The sequence below is a fragment of the Enterobacter sp. 237C8 genome (assembly GCF_034106865.1).
Taxonomy (GTDB): Bacteria; Pseudomonadota; Gammaproteobacteria; order Enterobacterales; family Enterobacteriaceae; genus Enterobacter; species Enterobacter asburiae_B.
The window spans coordinates 22,743-41,229 of record NZ_JAWNDF010000006.1 but is presented as its reverse complement, the minus strand read 5'-3'; the positions used below and the strand labels follow the sequence as shown (position 1 = coordinate 41,229).

Genomic DNA, 18,487 nt, shown 5'->3' with positions numbered 1-18,487 from the left:
CCTGGTTGCCGTTTTACATGTTTGTTCCCTCTCCCTGTGGGAGAGGGTTAGGGTGAGGGCATCAGCCCGCACTATTCCGGCGTACCCGGATAAATATCAAACCGGTGCCCTTTGGTGGTCACCGCGTTAGCGGTCGCAACGTCCGCCAGCGGCGGCGCATAGTCCGGGCGCTTTACCACCACCCGCTTCGTGGCAAGCTGACGAGCCGGCTCCAGCAGGCCATCGGCATCCAAATCCGGTCCCACCAGCGACTGAAACACCCGCATCTCTTTCTTCACCAGCGCGCTTTTCTGCTTATGCGGGAACATAGGGTCGAGATAGACCACCTGCGGGCGCGGGGTGATGTCCGTCAATGCCGTCAGGCTGGAGTCGTGGATCAGCTGCAAACGATCCTGTAACCAGGGGCCGATTTCCGGGTCCGCGTAGCCTCGCGCCAGCCCGTCGTCGAGCAGCGCAGCGACCACCGGATTACGCTCCAGCATCCGCACGCGACAGCCGACGGACGCCAGCACAAACGCATCGCGCCCCAGCCCCGCCGTTGCATCGACCACGTCCGGGAGGTAGCTCCCTTTGATGCCGACCGCTTTGGCCACCGCTTCGCCGCGACCGCCGCCGAACTTGCGCCGGTGCGCCATCGCGCCGCCGACAAAATCGACGAAAATCCCGCCGAGCTTCGGTTCGTCGCGCTTGCGTAATTCGAGATGTTCCGGCGTCATCACCAGCGCCATCAGGTTTTCTTCATCGTGCTCCAGCCCCCAGCGGGCCGCCAGAACAGATAAGGCGCCGTCTCCGGCGCCTGTTTCATCTACTAAGCAGATCTTCACGTAACAATCAGCCTTTGATCCCGTAATGCTCAAGCATCGCGTCCAGCTGTGGCTCGCGGCCGCGGAAGCGTTTGAACAGCACCATTGGCTCTTCAGACCCGCCGCGGGTCAGGATGTTATCGAGGAACGACTGGCCGGTTTCGCGGTTGAAGATCCCCTCTTCTTCGAAGCGGGAGAAGGCATCTGCCGCCAGCACGTCGGCCCACAGGTAGCTGTAGTAGCCCGCCGCGTAGCCGCCTGCGAAGATATGGCTGAAGGCATGCGGGAAGCGGCCCCAGGTTGGCCCTGGAATAACGGCAACCTGCTTTTTAATCTCGGCCAGGGTCTCAAGGATTTTAGCGCCCTGCTCCGGGCTAAACTCGGCGTGCAGGCGGAAATCGAACAGGCCGAACTCCAGCTGACGCAGGATGAACATCGCCGCCTGGTAGTTTTTCGCCGCCAGCATTTTATCCAGCAGCTCCTTCGGCAGCGGTTCGCCGGTCTCGTAGTGGCCGGAGATAAACGCCAGCGCGTCCGGCTCCCAGCACCAGTTTTCCATAAACTGGCTTGGCAGCTCGACCGCATCCCACGGCACGCCGCTGATACCGGCTACGCCTGCGGTTTCGATACGGGTCAGCATGTGGTGCAGACCATGACCGAACTCGTGGAAAAGGGTGATCACTTCGTCGTGGGTGAACAGCGCCGGTTTACCGCTTACCGGACGGTTGAAGTTACAGGTCAGGTAGGCGACCGGCTTCTGCAGAGAACCGTCGGCTTTACGCATCTGGCCTACGCAGTCGTCCATCCACGCCCCGCCGCGCTTGTTCTCACGCGCGTAGAGATCGAGGTAGAAGCTACCGCGCAGCTCGTTTTTCTCGTCATACAGCTCGAAGAAGCGCACGTCCGGGTGCCAGACGTCGATATCGGTACGCTCTTTGGCGGTGATGCCATAGATGCGTTTTACCACTTCGAACAGGCCGTTAACGGCTTTGTTTTCCGGGAAGTACGGGCGCAGCTGCTCGTCGCTGATGCTGTAGAGATGCTGCTTCTGTTTTTCGCTGTAGTACGCGATATCCCACGGCTGCAGCTCGTCCACGCCGAACTCGGCTTTCGCGAAGGCACGCAGCTGGGCCAGCTCTTTCTCACCCTGCGGACGGGCGCGTTTCGCCAGATCGGTCAGGAAGTCGAGCACCTGCTGCGGGTTCTCCGCCATTTTGGTGGCGAGGGATTTATCCGCGTAGTTTTCGAAGCCCAGCAGCTGCGCCAGCTCGTGACGCAGGGCGAGGATTTCCGCCATTACCGGGCTGTTGTCCCACTTACCGGCATTCGGCCCCTGATCGGAGGCGCGGGTGCTGTACGCGCGGTACATCTCTTCGCGCAGGGCCTGGTTGTCGCAGTAGGTCATTACCGGCAGATAGCTCGGGATATCAAGCGTCAACAGGAAGCCTTCCTGCTCTTTCGCTTCGGCCTGGGCTTTTGCCGCCGCCAGCGCGCTTTCCGGCATACCGGCCAGCTCAGCTTCGTCGGTAATCAGCTTCGTCCAGCCCATGGTGGCGTCGAGCACGTTGTTGCTGTACTGGTTGCCCAGTTCGGACAGACGCGCGGCAATTTCGCCGTAGCGGGTCTGCTTCTCTTTTGGCAGGCCAATCCCGGACAGCTCAAAATCACGCAGGGCGTTATCGACCGATTTTTTCTGCGCCGTGTTCAGTTCGGCATAGTGGTCGCCGTCGCGCAGGTCGCGGTAGGCTTTGTACAGCCCTTCGTGCTGCCCGACCCAGGTGCTGTACTCAGAGAGCAGCGGCAGGGTCTGCTCGTAGGCTTCGCGCAGTTCCGGGCTGTTTTTTACCGAGTTCAGGTGGCTCACCGGGGAGAAGATACGCCCCAGCACGTCGTCCACTTCGGCCAGCGGCTGACACAGATTTTCCCAGGTGTACGGCGCGCCCTGCGCTACCACGCTTTCTACCGCCGCGCGGCAGTTGTCCAGCGATTGCGTAACGGCTGGAACAACATGCTCAGGGAGGATTTTAGAAAACGGCGGCAACGAAAAAGGCGTCAGTAATGGATTGGTCATAAACGCTGTCCTGTTGAAATAGGTGAATGAAGCGCGCATCCGGCGCTGTGCATATGGGATCTAGAATGGGGTTAAGTGTAGAGGATTTCAATGCCGGACGTTGCGCTTTCGCGGCGGTGGAAACTTTTCTGTATACTGTGGCGATACGCTCTATTTTTGCCCGATGGCGTTACGCTTATCGGGCCTACGTTTACTACCTGGAACACATTCATCCATGCTCAGTTATCGCCACAGCTTCCACGCAGGCAACCACGCCGACGTCCTTAAACACACCGTTCAGAGCCTGATCATCGAATCGCTCAAAGAGAAAGAGAAGCCGTTTCTCTATCTGGACACGCACGCGGGCGCGGGCCGTTATCAGCTGAGCGGCGAGCATGCCGAGCGTACCGGTGAATATCTGGAAGGGATTGCCCGCATCTGGCAGCAGGACGACCTGCCTGCCGAGCTGGAGCCTTACATCGGCGTGGTGAATCACTTCAACCGCAACGGCCAGCTGCGCTACTACCCTGGCTCACCGCTGATTGCACGCCAGCTGCTGCGCGAGCAGGACAGCCTCCAGTTGACCGAACTGCATCCGAGCGACTTCCCGCTGCTGCGTTCCGAATTCCAGAAAGACAGCCGCGCCCGCGTGGAAAAAGCCGACGGTTACCAGCAGCTGAAGGCCAAACTGCCGCCGGTTTCCCGTCGTGGCCTGGTGCTGATCGACCCGCCGTACGAAATCAAAACCGACTATCAGGCAGTGGTAACCGGCATCCACGAAGGCTACAAACGCTTTGCTACCGGCACCTATGCCCTGTGGTACCCGGTGGTGCTGCGCGCGCAGATCAAACGCATGATCAAAGACCTGGAAGCGACCGGCATCCGCAAGATCCTGCAGATCGAGCTGGCGGTACGCCCTGACAGCGATCAGCGCGGCATGACCGCCTCCGGCATGATTGTGATCAACCCGCCGTGGAAGCTCGAAGCGCAGATGAACAACGTGCTGCCGTGGCTGCATAAAACGCTGGTCCCCGCCGGTACAGGCCACGCCACCGTCAGTTGGATCGTGCCGGAGTAATCGCAGTCATCGGTGGAAACTATTGATTTCAGGTATACAATCGCGGCAATTCACGATTAAGGACAAAAGCAATGACTAAGCATTATGACTACATCGCAATCGGCGGCGGCAGCGGCGGCATCGCCTCCATCAACCGTGCGGCCATGTACGGCCAGAAGTGCGCGCTGATTGAAGCCAAAGCGCTGGGCGGCACCTGCGTGAACGTGGGTTGTGTACCGAAGAAAGTGATGTGGCATGCGGCGCAGATCCGTGAAGCTATTCATATGTATGGCCCGGACTACGGCTTTGACACCACCATCAACCGCTTCGACTGGGACAAACTGATCGCCAGCCGTACCGCCTACATCGACCGCATTCACACCTCGTACGACAACGTGCTGGGTAAAAATAACGTCGATGTTATCCACGGTTTCGCCCGCTTTGTGGACGCGAAAACGATCGAAGTGAACGGCGAGACGATCACCGCCGATCACATCCTGATCGCCACCGGCGGTCGTCCGAGCCACCCGAACATCCCGGGCGTGGAATACGGCATCGACTCCGACGGTTTCTTCGAGCTGCCTGCCCTGCCAAAACGCGTTGCCGTTGTTGGCGCGGGCTATATCGCGGTGGAACTGGCTGGCGTGATTAACGGCCTGGGCGCGGAAGCGCACCTGTTCGTACGTAAACACGCGCCGCTGCGCAGCTTTGACCCGCTGATTGTCGATACGCTGGTTGAAGTGATGAACACGGAAGGCCCGACCCTGCACACCAACGCCGTGCCAAAAGCGGTGGTGAAAAACGCGGATGGTAGCCTGACGCTTGAGCTGGAAGATGGCCGCAGCCAGACCGTCGATTGCCTGATCTGGGCGATTGGCCGTGAACCTGCGAACGATAACTTCAACCTGGGCGTGACGGGCGTGAAAACCGACGAAAAAGGCTATATCGTCGTCGATAAATTCCAGAACACCAGCGTACCGGGCATTTATGCGGTCGGCGACAACACCGGCGCGGTTGAGCTGACGCCGGTCGCCGTTGCGGCGGGTCGTCGTCTCTCCGAGCGCCTGTTCAACAACAAGCCGGACGAGCATCTTGACTACAGCAACATCCCGACCGTGGTCTTCAGCCATCCGCCAATCGGCACCGTCGGCTTAACCGAGCCGCAGGCGCGCGAACAGTACGGCGACGACCAGGTGAAAGTGTATAAATCGGCGTTTACCGCGATGTACACCGCCGTCACCTCTCACCGTCAGCCGTGCCGCATGAAGCTGGTCTGCGTGGGCCCGGAAGAGAAGATTGTCGGCATCCACGGCATCGGCTTCGGCATGGACGAGATCCTGCAGGGCTTCGCCGTGGCGCTGAAGATGGGCGCAACCAAGAAAGACTTCGACAACACCGTGGCCATCCACCCGACGGCCGCGGAAGAGTTTGTGACCATGCGTTAATCCTGATGCCCCTCTCCGGAGGGGCATTTTTTTAACATTCATAAATCGTTGCAAAACGAATGCTCCGAAAATAGTGATCTACCGCACATATCCCTCCCCATCTACCGAAGCGAATGTCTACGCTTATAAGACGCCCGGATAAACCTGTCTTTTGAACACACAACCGGAGGTCCCTATCACCATGTTCAACCAGAAACTACAGGCTACCGAGAACATCGAGTTCGAGATTGCAGAAGAGCTGCGCTACGAGACCGATCCCTGCGAGTTGAAACTGGATGAAATGATTGAGGCGGAACCGGAACCCGAAATGATCGAGGGGCTACCCGCCTCCGATGCGTTGACGCCCGCAGACCGCTATCTTGAACTGTTCGAGCATGTGCAGTCGACGCGGCTGTTTGCGGACAGTAAAACCTTTCCCGACTGCGCGCCGAAGATGGATCCGCTGGATATCCTGATCCGCTACCGCAAGGTCAGACGCCACCGGGATTTCGACCTGCGCCAGTTTGTGGAGAACCACTTCTGGATGCCGGAAACGTACGGCACAGAATATGTCTCCGACCCGGGACTCTCCCTGAAAGAGCATATTGATAACCTGTGGCCGGTGCTGACGCGCGAGCCGCAGGATCATATTCCCTGGTCTTCCCTGCTGGCCCTGCCGCAGGCCTATATCGTCCCCGGCGGGCGATTCAGCGAGACCTACTACTGGGATTCCTATTTCTCCATGCTGGGGCTGGCGGAGAGCGGCCGTAACGATCTGCTCAAATGTATGGCGGACAACTTCGCCTGGCTGATTGAACGCTACGGGCATATCCCCAACGGCAACCGCACCTATTACCTCAGCCGCTCACAGCCGCCGGTCTTTGCCCTGATGGTAGAGCTGTTCGAGGAGGACGGCGTGCGCGGTGCGAAACGCTATCTGGATCACCTCAAAATGGAATACGCCTTCTGGATGGACGGCGCGGAGTCGCTGCTGCTTAACCAGGCTTACCGCAGCGCCGTGCGTATGCCGGACGGTTCACTGCTCAACCGCTACTGGGACGACCGTGATACCCCGCGCGACGAATCGTGGATCGAGGACGTTGAAACCGCGCGTCACTCGGGTCGTCCGCCCAATGAGGTTTACCGCGATCTGCGCGCGGGGGCGGCGTCCGGCTGGGATTATTCGTCCCGCTGGCTGCGCGATCCGTCGCGGCTCGCCAGCATCCGCACGACGCAGTTTATCCCCATCGATCTGAACGCCTTCCTGTTCAAGCTGGAAAGCGCTATAGCCAACATCTCGGCGTCGAAAGGGGATAAAGAGACGGCAGAGGCGTTCCGCCAGAAAGCCAACGATCGCCGCGCGGCGGTGAACCGCTATCTGTGGGATGAGGAGAGCGGCTGCTACCGCGATTACGACTGGCGACGCGAAGAGCTGGCGCTGTTTTCTGCCGCCAGCATTGTGCCGCTGTACGTTGGAATGGCGACGCACGAGCAGGCAGAACGTTTGTCGGATGCGGTCAAGGCGCGTCTGCTGACGCCGGGCGGAATTCTGGCGACCGAGTACGAAACCGGCGAGCAGTGGGATAAACCCAACGGCTGGGCGCCGCTGCAGTGGATGGCGATTCAGGGGTTCAAGCAGTACGGCAACGACTCGCTGGGCGATGAGATCGCCTGGAGCTGGCTGCATACGGTGAACCATTTTTATAAGACGCATCACAAGCTGATTGAGAAGTATCACATCGCCAGCAGTACGCCGCGCGAAGGCGGCGGGGGTGAGTATCCGCTGCAGGACGGTTTCGGCTGGACGAACGGCGTGGTGCGGCGGCTGATTGGGTTGTATGGGGAGCCTTAAGCGGGGTGCGGTCTGGTGCCCTCACCCCTCACCCTAACCCTCTCCCCAGAGGGGAGAGGGGACTGCACGGTGCGCTCTTCATCTCCCTCGCCCCTATGGGGAGAGGGCTGGGGTGAGGGGAAAAATTTTAGCGAATCACCTCATAAATGGCAGTCTGAATGGACTGCCATTTTTTCGTGGTGGCATCCGGCTGCGACTGCGCGCGGCGAGTGGCCATGTCGAGATCGTGCTGCTGGCGTTTCACCACGGCAGGCACGGTGCAGAACGCTTTGAGATACTCTTTACGAACCGAGGTCAGAGACTCGCCGTTCGACATGGCGTGGCTGAGCGTGTTGATGAAGCGACGGCACGGCTTCTCTTCCACCATGTTCTGGCGGTAGCGTAACATCAGCTCCAGCACATCGTCATAGCCTGCCGACATCGCCTCTTCGGTCCAGGAGAGCTTCCAGTCCATACCGCCCTGCAAAAACAGCAGGGTCACGCGGGTATCGTTGCGGTTAATGGCCGAGCGGAAATTATTCTCGTCCCAGGTGACCCCCATGCGCGTGAGCGTTTCGCGCGAAGAAGGCGTCTCGCGCATTTCCTGCGGAGAAGCCGCTTCAGCCGCGCTGGCGGTTGCAGGCTGCGGTTTGCTGCTGGTCACCAGCCAGAAGCCTCCCGCCACGATAGCAATCACCATGACGCCAACCGCCCCCCATAGCGCACCGGAAATGAGCTGCTCGCGTTGTTCAGGGGTACGCGGCGCGCGCTGGGTCGGCTTTTCAATGGTGTCACGGACTTCAAACAGATCCCCACCGGTGACCCGATCCATTTTCTGCGCCTTTTCCCAGAAGGTATGCAATTCGCTGGCATCTACCGCCATGAATCCGGCCGGATTGACGCGCGTTCTCCCCTCTTCAAACGCGCGCTGAACGGGCCGCGCGATCTGCGCGTAGTAGCTATCCAGCAGCTGAATTTGCGCCGAGCTTAACGTTTTCTGAACGGTGATGCTGTTGCGGATTTGCCGGATGTCATCGAGGAAGGTTTGCAGCGTTTTGCGCGGTTCAACCAGCAGCGTCAGCATGGACGGGTCGCTGAACAGCGAAGCGTAATAGCGGCTGAACTCTTTTTTATCCACCAGCATCTGCGCCAGTTCACTGAACATCATGCCGCTCAGGACATCATTGATCTCGCCAAGCTTCAGCCAGCGCCGCACGCGGTCAGCGTTAAACAGGGTCTTTAGATGGTTGTTCAGCCGCACCTGATCGGGCCAGGCCTGCTGGATGAGTCCTTTAATCATCAGCTCAATCGCGCGTACCTGCTTGTGCGCCTGCTGCTGCTGGAGTTCGCTTCCCGGTGCCAGGTCGGTGCTGTAGGTCAACAGCGGCTGCTGCAGGCGAAGATGTTCCAGCGCGGTCACAAACCGCATCGCCGCAATAAGCTGGTTTTCACTCACATCCTGTCCGCTTTCATACTGCGGAACGCGCTGCTGCAGCAGGCGCAGCTGGAGCGTAAATTCCGACATCTCGGCATCATTGAGGTTGAGTTTTTTCGCAACGGCTCCCCAGCCGCCCAGAGCTAATCGCGCGCTGTCGAGTTGTTCCAGAAACCAGCGTGGATCTTTTCCCTCAGAAGCATGTACATTCAGAAGGAGTAAAATTTCCACCGACGCATGGCGAATGACCGCCAGACAGTGTTCAAACTGTTCGCGAATATGATGTGATGTGCTGAGAGTCATTGTTTTCCTTAAGCGACAACGAAGACATCCGGAATGGGCACGAAACGCCCTTTATTCTTTTTATTTATACGCGGTTAACCATACCTGAGTTTCTGTTGAAATAAAGTGACAACCCTAAAATGATTTAAAATGTTTCAGGAGAATCTGAATGCCGGTTTTAATTACCTCTCGCCTGACCTGTTCGCCCCTGCAGGAGCAAGACTGGCCCTTTTTTCTGGCGCTACAGCAGCACCAGGACGTGATGCGCTTTGTGGCGGAAGGCCGCCCCGTCGCGGCGATCCGCGAGGCGTTTGATTCGCGCCTGGCCCCATGGGCACCGGGCAGCGCGCACTGGCTTTGTCTCGTCGTGCGTGACATCGCCTCACAGGCCCCGCTGGGCGTTACCGGGTATATTCATCGGGAGGAAGACTGCGCCGAAGTGGGCTTCCTTTTCGCACCCGAGGCGCAGGGGAAAGGTTACGGCTTTGAATCCCTGAAAGCGCTTTGCGATTACGCTTTTCATCAGGGCGGTATACGGCGACTCACCGCCACTGTCACCGCGGGAAATGTCGCGTCAAGACGCCTGCTGGAAAAAGCCCGCTTTCGTCTGGAAGGTGAATTACGCGAGAGCTATTACCTTGCGGGGCGCTGGCAAAATGACTGGCTATTTGGTTTATTACAGCAGGAATACCTGAATAATAATTCCTGACCAACCGCTTTTTAGCAGATATTTCCCGGACGTCGTTTCCTCTTCAGTGTCGCTATTAAGAGGAAACGAATATCAAACGTCATTCGCTGAAAATATTTTCTGCCGCCATTGCGTTAATAAATAATCATCAGGGTCTTTCTCTTGAGAAATATCGTGATGAAAAGGGGTTATCGGCTATGGCTGCCTGCGTTCTTTATCACTGTCAGTATGCAGACACATCCATACTAAGGGTTTCATTAAGGGGTTCCTTCCCCTTAAGCCCGTGTATCACAGGAACATACCGCCTGATACTTCAATACGTTGCGCATTCATCCAGCCCAATTTATCGCTGAGCAGTGCCGCAATGGCATCGCCAATATCGTCCGGCAGCCCCACCCGGCCCAGCGCCGTCTGCGAGGCCAGAAGCTGATTCAGCTCCGCGTTGTCGCGCACGCGTCCGCCGCCAAAGTCGGTTTCAATCGCGCCCGGCGCAATGATATTGACGGAAATTCCGCGCGCGCCCAGCTCTTTCGCCTGATAACGCGTCAGCACTTCCATCGCCCCCTTCATGGCCGCGTAGGTCCCAGAGCCCGGCTGGGTAAAACGGGCCAGCCCGCTTGAGACGTTGAGGATACGCCCCCCGTCGTTAAGCAGCGGCAGCAGGCGCTGGGTCAGGAAGAAAGGTCCTTTGAAATGAATGTTCAGCGCTTCATCAAACTGGGCTTCCGTCGTGTCGGCATAGGGCGCATATAAACCCGTTCCGGCATTGTTCAATAAATAGTCAAAGGTTTCGCGCTGCCAGACGGTCTTAAGGGTTTCCTGAAGCTGTCGGGCAAAATGATCAAAACTCGTGATATCCCCGACGTTGAGCTGTAATGCCGCTGCGTTGACGCCTTTTTCCTGAATTTCATGCACAACATCCAGCGCTTCCTGCTGGCTACGATTGTATGTCAGGACAATTCCCGTTCCGTCTGCCGCCAGCTTTAACGCAGCGTTTTTACCCAGACCACGGCTACCACCCGTCACTAATGCGATACGTTCACTCATTATAAACCTCGTTTTGGCTGTTAAGGAGATTGAGAAAGAGCTTATTAGGTGATAGAAAATCAATAAAGATGGGTTAAAACGCTTCACTGTTTCAACAGAAACAACAATGAGCTTCCTCTATGGATAAAATTCACGCAATGCAGTTGTTCGTCCGCGTCGCGGAACTGGAGAGTTTTTCCCGCGCGGCCGAAACATTAACCCTGCCGAAAGGCAGCGTCTCGCGGCAAATTCAGGCTCTGGAAAACCGGCTTGGCACCCAGCTATTGCACCGCACCACGCGACGCGTCAGCCTGACGCAGGACGGCATGGTCTATTACGAACGGGCAAAAGATCTGCTGGCAAACCTTGATGAACTCGACGGTATGTTTCAGCACGATCCCTCCAGCATCAGCGGTCGGCTCCGCGTGGATATGCCCGTCGGCGTTGCTCGAAATTTAGTCATCCCCAAACTGCCTGCTTTTCTGCAGCACTATCCGGGCATTGAACTCGAGCTCAGCAGCAGCGATCGTCTGGTGGATGTGATCCGCGAAGGGTTTGATTGCGTGGTGCGCGTCGGCACATTGAAGGATTCAGGGCTGATTGCCCGTCCGCTGGGCAAGCTGTCGGTGATTAACTGCGCCAGCCCGGATTATCTGGCGCGATTTGGCTACCCGGAAACGCTCGACGATTTAGGCTCGCACGCCGTCATCCACTACGCCGCGATGCTGGGAACCCGCCCGCAGGGCTTTGAGTTTTATAACGGCAGTGCGACGCAGTGGATAAAAACGGGCGGGGTATTAACCGTCAACAGCACGGAAACTTACCAGGCTGCCTGTCTCGCCGGGCTGGGCATTATTCAGGTTCCGCGGGTTGGGGTGCGTGATTTACTGCGCGCGAAGAAACTGATTGAGATCCTCCCGCAATACCGGGCCGAACCGATGCCTGTCTCCCTGATTTACCCCCACCGCCGCAACCTCTCCCGACGGGTCCATCTGTTCATGGAGTGGCTTACCGAACTCACAAAAGCTTACGTGGACTAGCCGCAAGCTATAATTCAAAAACACATCCAGCTCAACGAAAAGGAAAATGCGCGTGACGCCGGAAAACAACCCGCAACGACCCACCCAACATTTAGAGTATGAGCCCATCAAAAAGATGGAAACCGAGCCTGAAGCGCCCGCAACGCCGGGAACAGCCAGCAAAGCGCTGGGTACGGTTACCAGCATGGCAGAAAAGATCCAGCAGCTTCCCATGATTGCGCACCTGATACGCGCCACAGAACGGTTTAATGACCGCATGGGAAACCAGTTTGGTGCCGCCATCACCTATTTTTCCTTCCTGTCGATGATCCCAATCCTGATGGTGTCATTTGCGGCAGCCGGTTTTGTGCTCGCGTCGCACCCGACGCTGCTGCAGGATATCTTCAGTAAGATCCTGAATAACGTCAGTGACCCGACTCTTGCCAGCACGCTCAAGAGCACCATCAATACCGCCGTTCAGCAGCGTACCACCGTCGGCATCGTCGGTTTGCTGATTGCCCTTTACTCCGGCGTTAACTGGATGGGCAACCTGCGCGAGGCCATTCGCGCCCAGTCGCGCGACGTCTGGGAGCGTAAGCCGCAGGACCAGGAGAAAATCTGGGTGAAGTATCTCCGCGATTTTGTTTCGCTGATTGGCCTGCTCGTCGCGCTGATCGTGACGCTTTCCATTACCTCCGTGGCGGGCTCGGCGCAGCAGATGATCATCTCCGCGCTCTATCTTGATTACATCGAATGGCTGAAGCCCGCCTGGCGCGGCATTGGGCTGGCCATTTCTATCTTCGCCAACTACCTGCTGTTCTTCTGGATCTTCTGGCGCTTGCCCCGCCATCGTCCGCGCAAGAAGGCGCTGATCCGCGGCACGTTGATTGCGGCGATCGGCTTTGAGGTGATCAAAATCGTGATGACCTACACGCTGCCGTCGCTGGTGAAATCCCCTTCTGGCGCGGCGTTTGGCTCGGTGCTGGGACTGATGGCCTTCTTCTATTTCTTCGCCCGTCTGACTCTGTTCTGCGCGGCATGGATTGCCACCGCCGAGTACAAAGGCGACACGCGAATGCCCGGTAAAACGCACCGCTAGCCCCGCTCTCGGGCTGAAATTTCAGCCCGATTCATCATTTCAGCATATAAATCCAGTCCGTAACTTTTATTTAACTGAAAACCAGTTTAATTGACTGATATTTAAAATCTGTGAAGCATTTCATAGACGTGTTTTCGCTGGCCTGAAAATTATCCGCTTTTTGTTGCTTTTATCACCAGCTCGCGGTTTTGTTACAGATTGAAATGTCGCTTTTGCTGTGCGTAATATGGCCTTTCGTTCGACAAAAATAAGAAAATATTATGCAAGCAACAGCCACCACACTCGACTCAGGAACGGAAAACGTTCCGGTAAACTCGCGCAATAAAGTTGTCGTCGCCTCGCTGATTGGCACCGCCATTGAGTTCTTCGACTTTTATATTTATGCCACCGCCGCGGTCATCGTCTTCCCGCATATTTTCTTCCCGCAGGGCGATCCGACGGCGGCCACGCTGCAGTCTCTGGCGACCTTTGCCATCGCGTTTGTTGCGCGTCCGATTGGCTCTGCGCTGTTTGGACACTTTGGCGATCGCATTGGCCGAAAAGTCACCCTGGTGGCCTCGCTGCTGACGATGGGCATCTCCACCGTAGCCATCGGTCTGCTGCCGACCTATGAAACCATCGGCATTCTGGCGCCGGTCCTGCTGGCGCTGGCGCGTTTCGGTCAGGGTCTGGGGCTGGGCGGTGAATGGGGCGGCGCGGCGCTGCTGGCCACCGAGAACGCCCCGGCGCGCAAGCGCGCGCTGTACGGTTCATTCCCGCAGCTGGGCGCGCCGATTGGCTTCTTCTTTGCCAACGGGACGTTCCTGCTGCTCTCCTGGCTGCTGACGGATGAACAGTTCATGAGCTGGGGTTGGCGTCTCCCGTTTATCTTCTCAGCCGTGCTGGTGCTGATTGGCCTGTATGTGCGTGTTTCGCTGCATGAGACTCCTGTTTTTGCGAAAGTGGCCGCGGCGAACAAGCAGGTGAAAGTGCCGCTGGGTACGCTGCTGACCAAACACGTCCGCGTGACCGTGCTGGGCACGTTTATCATGCTGGCAACCTATACGCTGTTCTACATCATGACCGTCTACTCCATGACGTTCAGTACCGCCGCCGCGCCGGTTGGCCTGGGCCTGCCGCGTAACGAAGTGCTGTGGATGCTGATGATGGCGGTGATCGGGTTTGGCGTGATGGTACCGATTGCGGGCCTGCTGGCGGACAAATTTGGTCGTCGTGCGAGCATGATTACGATCACCACGCTGATTATTCTGTTCGCGCTGTTCGTCTTCCCGCCGCTGCTGGGTTCAGGTAGCCCGGCGCTGGTGATGGCCTATCTGCTGATTGGCCTGAGCCTGATGGGGCTGACCTTCGGCCCGATGGGCGCGCTGCTGCCTGAGCTGTTCCCGACGGAAGTGCGTTATACCGGCGCGTCGTTCTCCTACAACGTTGCCTCTATTCTGGGCGCGTCCGTTGCGCCGTATATCGCCACCTGGCTGCAGGCGAACTATGGTCTGTTCTATGTGGGCGTCTATCTGGCGGCCATGGCGGCGCTGACGCTGATTGCGCTGCTGCTGACGCACGAGACGAAGCATCAGGCTCTGTAAGCTAAGCCGGGTGGCGGCTACGCCTTACCCGGCCTACGATTCAAATGTAGGCCGGGTAAGCGCAGCGCCACCCGGCAAAAACAGGCCGCACCTTACTTCTTCATCTGCGACAAAATAGTCCGGCACTGATTGGCCTCGCCTTCTGACGGCGAAATCAACGCCAGCAGCGCTGCGGCCGGGGTGACCAGCGTCGCCAGGGCCGCAGCCACCGCACCGCGCGCAATCAGCGGTCCGGGCTTCACGCCCGCCTGCGGGTTTTTGAAGGTTCCGCGCACGTAAAGCGGCGAGCGCAGGGTGATGATGCGGATCCCCTTACTTTCCGGGTCAATCGTCAAATCAAGCTGCTCCGAGGCCATGCTGGCGGTCCCGGTCACGTTAATCACCGCGTTTTCCGTGTCGAAGGCAAATATCTGCGGACGCGCCACGCCGTTAACCAGATCCAGATTGGCCGCCGCGCAGTTCACCCGCACCTCGTCATCACCAAAAATTTGCCCGATGACGTAGTTACCGACGTTCAGCCCCAGGATCTCCATCAGGTTGCGGCTGACCAGCCCGTCGTTCATCAGCAGCTTCAGGTTACCATTGCCGCTGCCCAGCAGCGCCGCCACCGAGTTCCCCACGCCGCGAATGTCGGCATCACCGTTCATTTCACCGAGGGTTTTCTGCATCAGCTCTACGTTCGGCATCAGCTCTTTCAGCTTCAATCGACGCGCCTGGATCTCCGCCCGTCCCTGCATCGGCTTCTTATCGCCTTCCAGATGAATGTTCGAGGAAATCGTCCCGCCCGCCATGCCGAACTTCAGCGGCTGCAGGCGCAGGTCGGCATTTTTGAGGAGAATATGGGTCGAAAGATTGCTGATCGGCAGCGTACTGCCATGTTCAATTTTTCCGCCTTTGAAGCGCACATCCGCATCCATCACGTTCCATTTGTCTGTTTCGAAACGATCGTATGGCAGCACTTTGCCCGCAGGCTGAACATCCTTTTTGACCTCTTTCGACCTGGTACCTTTACCCGAGTCCACGCCAATCAGCGGACCAAGATCGGCCAGACGCAGCTGACGGGACTCAACATCCCCTTCCAGTTTCGGGCGCGGTTTTCCGGTGGTGTAGGTCAGCGTGCCGTGGATGTCGCTGTCGCCGATACGGCCGTTGAAGTCCCGGTAGTCAAAAACGGACGATTTTTCGGTATCGATTTTGGCGACCAGATGCCCGTCCGTTTCGAACGGCGGGGTATCCGGCAGCAGCACGCCGGTGAGTTCATACAGCTCGCCCAGAGAATCGCCGGCAAATTTGAGCTGAAGGTCGACGCCGCCCATATTCATCGGATCGTTGACCGTGCCCACGAACGCCACGCGGGTGTTACCGGAACGGAAGTCCGCCTGCACCGGGAACGGCGTGCCTTCGCTCCGCAGCGCCAGCATGCCGCCTATTTTCCCTTTACCACTGAGAGGCCGATCGTTGTAGCGTCCTTTTGCCGTCAGGCCGAAGACATAGTCACCTACGCTTGCCGCGTCGCCTTTTGCTTTCGTGCCCGTGACTTCGCTAAACGGCAGCGGTTTGCCCAGCGGATCGACGAGGATCTCCACATCCGCCTTGCTGACCTTATCGTCTATGGCGATCCGTCCGCGATCGAAAAGAATATTGTCGAGACGGAATGACCAGGAAGAAGGCTGGGCATTCGGATCTTTTTCGCTGTCGCTGGCAAGGTTAAACGTCCAGTTGTTGTTTTTTTCTGAGAGTCGGATCAGGCGCGCATCGGGCTGCTGAAGTTTGATCCACGGCAGATAAACCGTTTTGGTGAGGAGCGCCAGCGGAGCCAGCGTGGCTTCAACGCGCGGCAGGTGGATCATGGTGACGTCCGGGATATCCGGCGGGTTGCCGAGAATGATGTCGTCGGCATGGACGTGAGGCCAGGGGATCCAGCTTCGCCAGCCGGGCTCCTCTTTCTGACGCTCCCATACCACCCCTAAATCGCCGCGTATGGCGAAGGGGCGGTTCAGTTCGGTTGAGACTTTCTGGTTGATGGTCGGCTTGAGACGGTTCCAGTCAAACGTCGCAATAATGATGGCGACGACCACGATCAACAACAAGAAAATCCCTGCTGTCCAGGAGATTACCCTGGTTGTTCTCGTCATTTTTATCCCCTTTCCTGATGACCTGTCCTGTAAAACTATAGTCCAGACAAAGGGAAGCGGGCTTATCAGAGGGTCGTTATAACGCTATCGAGGCGATCCATGGGTACCGGGCGGGAGAGATAATAGCCTTGCGCCGCCGCTGCGGGGGAGTTTTGCACATCACGCCACTCTTCCAGTGTTTCCACACCTTCAACAATCACGCCCTGGCAATAGCGGTTCATCAGCTGTAATAACAGCGTAAACAGATTCCGCCCTTCCGGGGTCTGACGCAGCATAATGAACAGGTCGCGGGCCACTTTGATGTAGTCGTAGCGCACCTCACTCAGGGCGGAGAAGTTCGCCATGCCGGTGCCAAAGTCATCCAGCCACAGCGGGCCGTATTCGCATATCGACGCAAACGAGGAATCCTGCGGCAGGCGGACATGCTCCACCAGCTCAAAGCGCATCCACGGCAGGGTGGCGATCAGCTCCTGCAATTTTGCGTTCTGACGCAGCGCCAGCAGGGTTGGACCATCGACGTTCACCGAGGCGAGGATATCGTGCCGTTCGAAAAAGGACTGCTTCGTTGCCAGCATACGAAGCTGTTCTTCCAGCACGTCCAGACGCTGGCGAACGGCAACTTCGGCAAAATAGCGATCCGGCGCGATGCGCTGAGTAGGGTTTGAGGGATGCGTAACGACGGTCAAAATTTCAATTGCCATCAGTCGACCATCTGTTCGGTAGATCGGCTGATAGGTGTACGCACGCTCACATTGCAGCCAGTAGCGATGCTCCTGCAAGTTCTCAATACTTGCCTCAGGCGTAGTGCTCAGCCGCTGGATAACCTGCTCTGACTTCATTTCAGATGTCCTGTTGTTGGGATAGCCTTTCTGGACTCGTCACAGGATTATCGGCGCGACAATTGAGAACTTTATGTTCAATTCACCGGGAAAATGAAATTAAGATGACAGAAATGCGCGGGAACACGCGCTGGCTCAAATAAAATAATGGAACGTTGTTTTAATATAGTTGACCGGTTAATTCACTCAGCGCACACTGCTGATAATTCTTCTGTTCAGGTTCACGACTATGTCCAAAAAAATTGCCGTGATTGGCGAATGCATGATTGAGCTGTCACAAAAAGGCGCGGAAGTCAGCCGCGGATTTGGTGGCGATACGTTAAACACGTCCGTTTATATTGCCCGTCAGGTCGCGCCTGAGGCGCTCACCGTGAACTACGTGACCGCCCTGGGTACGGACAGCTTCAGCCAGCAAATGCTGGAGGCCTGGCAGAGTGAACATGTCGAAACGTCGCTGATTCAGCGTATGGAGAACCGCCTCCCGGGGCTTTATTACATCGAAACCGACAGCACCGGCGAACGCACGTTTTATTACTGGCGTAACGAAGCCGCGGCCAAATTCTGGCTGGAGAGCGACGCGGCCGCGGCCATCTGCGAAGAGCTGGCGACCTTTGATTACCTCTATCTGAGCGGGATTAGCCTGGCGATCCTGAGCCCTACCAGCCGTGAAAAACTGCTCTCGCTGCTGCGCGAATGCCGTGCAAACGGCGGCAAGGTTATTTTCGATAACAACTACCGCCCGCGCCTGTGGGCCAGCCGCGAAGAGACGCAGCAGGTCTATCAGCAGATGCTGCAGTGCACCGACATCGCCTTCCTCACGCTCGACGATGAAAACGCTCTGTGGGGTGAGAAACCGGTAGAGGACGTGATTGCACGCACGCAGGCGGCAGGCGTGAGCGAAGTGGTGATTAAGCGCGGGGCGGATTCGTGCCTGGTCGCGGTGGCGGGCGAAGCGCTGGTTGACGTTCCGGCGGTGAAGCTTGCCAAAGAGAAAGTGATTGATACCACGGCGGCCGGTGATTCATTCAGCGCGGGATATCTGGCGGTACGGCTGACGGGTGGAACGCCGGAAGCGGCGGCACAGCGTGGTCACCTGACGGCCAGCACGGTGATTCAGTATCGCGGGGCGATTATTCCGCGTGAGGCGATGCCTGTTTAAGGAGGGTGCGGGCTGATGCCCTCACCCTCTCCCACAGGGAGAGGGAATGTTGAAGCA

At 57.6% G+C, this 18,487-nt stretch carries 14 protein-coding genes and 1 pseudogene; 9 read left to right on the top strand and 6 right to left on the bottom strand.

Translation table 11 applies throughout. The features are described from left to right. Nucleotides 1–71 precede the first annotated feature (71 nt). Nucleotides 72–824 (bottom strand): 16S rRNA (guanine(1516)-N(2))-methyltransferase RsmJ, encoded by a 753-nt coding sequence (gene rsmJ, locus USF70_RS16305; protein WP_320735812.1) that lies wholly within the window; start codon nucleotides 822–824, stop codon nucleotides 72–74. Between the two features lie 7 nt (nucleotides 825–831). Further along, complete coding sequence (gene prlC, locus USF70_RS16300) at nucleotides 832–2,874, bottom strand: oligopeptidase A (RefSeq protein ID WP_064673676.1); 2,043 nt, start codon at nucleotides 2,872–2,874, stop codon at nucleotides 832–834. A 214-nt stretch (nucleotides 2,875–3,088) separates the two neighbouring features. Here prlC and USF70_RS16295 point away from each other — a divergent pair, with 214 nt between their 5' ends. From USF70_RS16295 to USF70_RS16285, 3 genes are all read left to right on the top strand, one after another. After that, on the top strand, nucleotides 3,089–3,931 hold the full coding sequence (locus tag USF70_RS16295; protein WP_032640380.1) for a 23S rRNA (adenine(2030)-N(6))-methyltransferase RlmJ: 843 nt from the start codon (nucleotides 3,089–3,091) through the stop codon (nucleotides 3,929–3,931). Nucleotides 3,932–4,002: 71 nt separating this feature from the next. Beyond that, nucleotides 4,003–5,355: a glutathione-disulfide reductase gene (gene gorA, locus USF70_RS16290; protein WP_033146863.1), complete on the top strand. Its 1,353-nt coding sequence runs from the start codon at nucleotides 4,003–4,005 to the stop codon at nucleotides 5,353–5,355. Nucleotides 5,356–5,536: 181 nt separating this feature from the next. Continuing rightward, nucleotides 5,537–7,186, top strand: a complete 1,650-nt coding sequence (locus USF70_RS16285) for an alpha,alpha-trehalase (protein WP_033146864.1) — start codon at nucleotides 5,537–5,539, stop codon at nucleotides 7,184–7,186. Between the two features lie 127 nt (nucleotides 7,187–7,313). Here USF70_RS16285 and USF70_RS16280 read toward each other — a convergent pair whose 3' ends face one another. Continuing rightward, nucleotides 7,314–8,903, bottom strand: coding sequence for an STY4199 family HEPN domain-containing protein (locus USF70_RS16280; RefSeq protein WP_320735811.1), 1,590 nt, complete (start codon nucleotides 8,901–8,903; stop codon nucleotides 7,314–7,316). 148 nt (nucleotides 8,904–9,051) lie between these two features. Between USF70_RS16280 and USF70_RS16275 the strand changes: the two genes are divergently transcribed. Together USF70_RS16275 and USF70_RS21765 are read left to right on the top strand one after the other, a co-directional pair. Further along, nucleotides 9,052–9,591, top strand: a complete 540-nt coding sequence (locus USF70_RS16275; RefSeq protein WP_094934860.1) for a GNAT family N-acetyltransferase — start codon at nucleotides 9,052–9,054, stop codon at nucleotides 9,589–9,591. A 71-nt stretch (nucleotides 9,592–9,662) separates the two neighbouring features. Next, nucleotides 9,663–9,761 (top strand): annotated as a pseudogene (locus USF70_RS21765) (lysozyme); the annotation flags it as partial. A gap of 97 nt (nucleotides 9,762–9,858) precedes the next feature. Here the strand turns inward: USF70_RS21765 and USF70_RS16270 are convergent. Next, nucleotides 9,859–10,617, bottom strand: coding sequence for an SDR family NAD(P)-dependent oxidoreductase (locus USF70_RS16270; protein ID WP_047059901.1), 759 nt, complete (start codon nucleotides 10,615–10,617; stop codon nucleotides 9,859–9,861). A gap of 119 nt (nucleotides 10,618–10,736) precedes the next feature. Between USF70_RS16270 and USF70_RS16265 the strand changes: the two genes are divergently transcribed. The 3 genes from USF70_RS16265 to USF70_RS16255 all read left to right on the top strand — a co-directional run bounded on the left by USF70_RS16265 (nucleotide 10,737) and on the right by USF70_RS16255 (nucleotide 14,297). Beyond that, nucleotides 10,737–11,636 (top strand): LysR family transcriptional regulator, encoded by a 900-nt coding sequence (locus USF70_RS16265; protein ID WP_045404754.1) that lies wholly within the window; start codon nucleotides 10,737–10,739, stop codon nucleotides 11,634–11,636. Between the two features lie 52 nt (nucleotides 11,637–11,688). Next, nucleotides 11,689–12,714: an inner membrane protein YhjD gene (yhjD, locus tag USF70_RS16260; RefSeq protein ID WP_047059925.1), complete on the top strand. Its 1,026-nt coding sequence runs from the start codon at nucleotides 11,689–11,691 to the stop codon at nucleotides 12,712–12,714. A 260-nt stretch (nucleotides 12,715–12,974) separates the two neighbouring features. Next, on the top strand, nucleotides 12,975–14,297 hold the full coding sequence (locus USF70_RS16255) for an MFS transporter (protein WP_023309582.1): 1,323 nt from the start codon (nucleotides 12,975–12,977) through the stop codon (nucleotides 14,295–14,297). Nucleotides 14,298–14,389: 92 nt separating this feature from the next. On the opposite strand, the gene USF70_RS16250 is transcribed toward USF70_RS16255, so the two are convergent. Beyond that, on the bottom strand, nucleotides 14,390–16,432 hold the full coding sequence (locus tag USF70_RS16250; RefSeq protein ID WP_214538962.1) for an AsmA family protein: 2,043 nt from the start codon (nucleotides 16,430–16,432) through the stop codon (nucleotides 14,390–14,392). A gap of 65 nt (nucleotides 16,433–16,497) precedes the next feature. Then, the gene (gene pdeH, locus USF70_RS16245; protein ID WP_039263033.1) at nucleotides 16,498–17,271 is read right to left on the bottom strand and encodes a cyclic-guanylate-specific phosphodiesterase; all 774 of its coding nucleotides are present in this window, start codon (nucleotides 17,269–17,271) and stop codon (nucleotides 16,498–16,500) included. Nucleotides 17,272–17,500: 229 nt separating this feature from the next. On the opposite strand from pdeH, the gene USF70_RS16240 reads away from it, so the two are divergent. Continuing rightward, on the top strand, nucleotides 17,501–18,430 hold the full coding sequence (locus USF70_RS16240) for a sugar kinase (protein ID WP_214538963.1): 930 nt from the start codon (nucleotides 17,501–17,503) through the stop codon (nucleotides 18,428–18,430). Nucleotides 18,431–18,487: the final 57 nt, after the last annotated feature.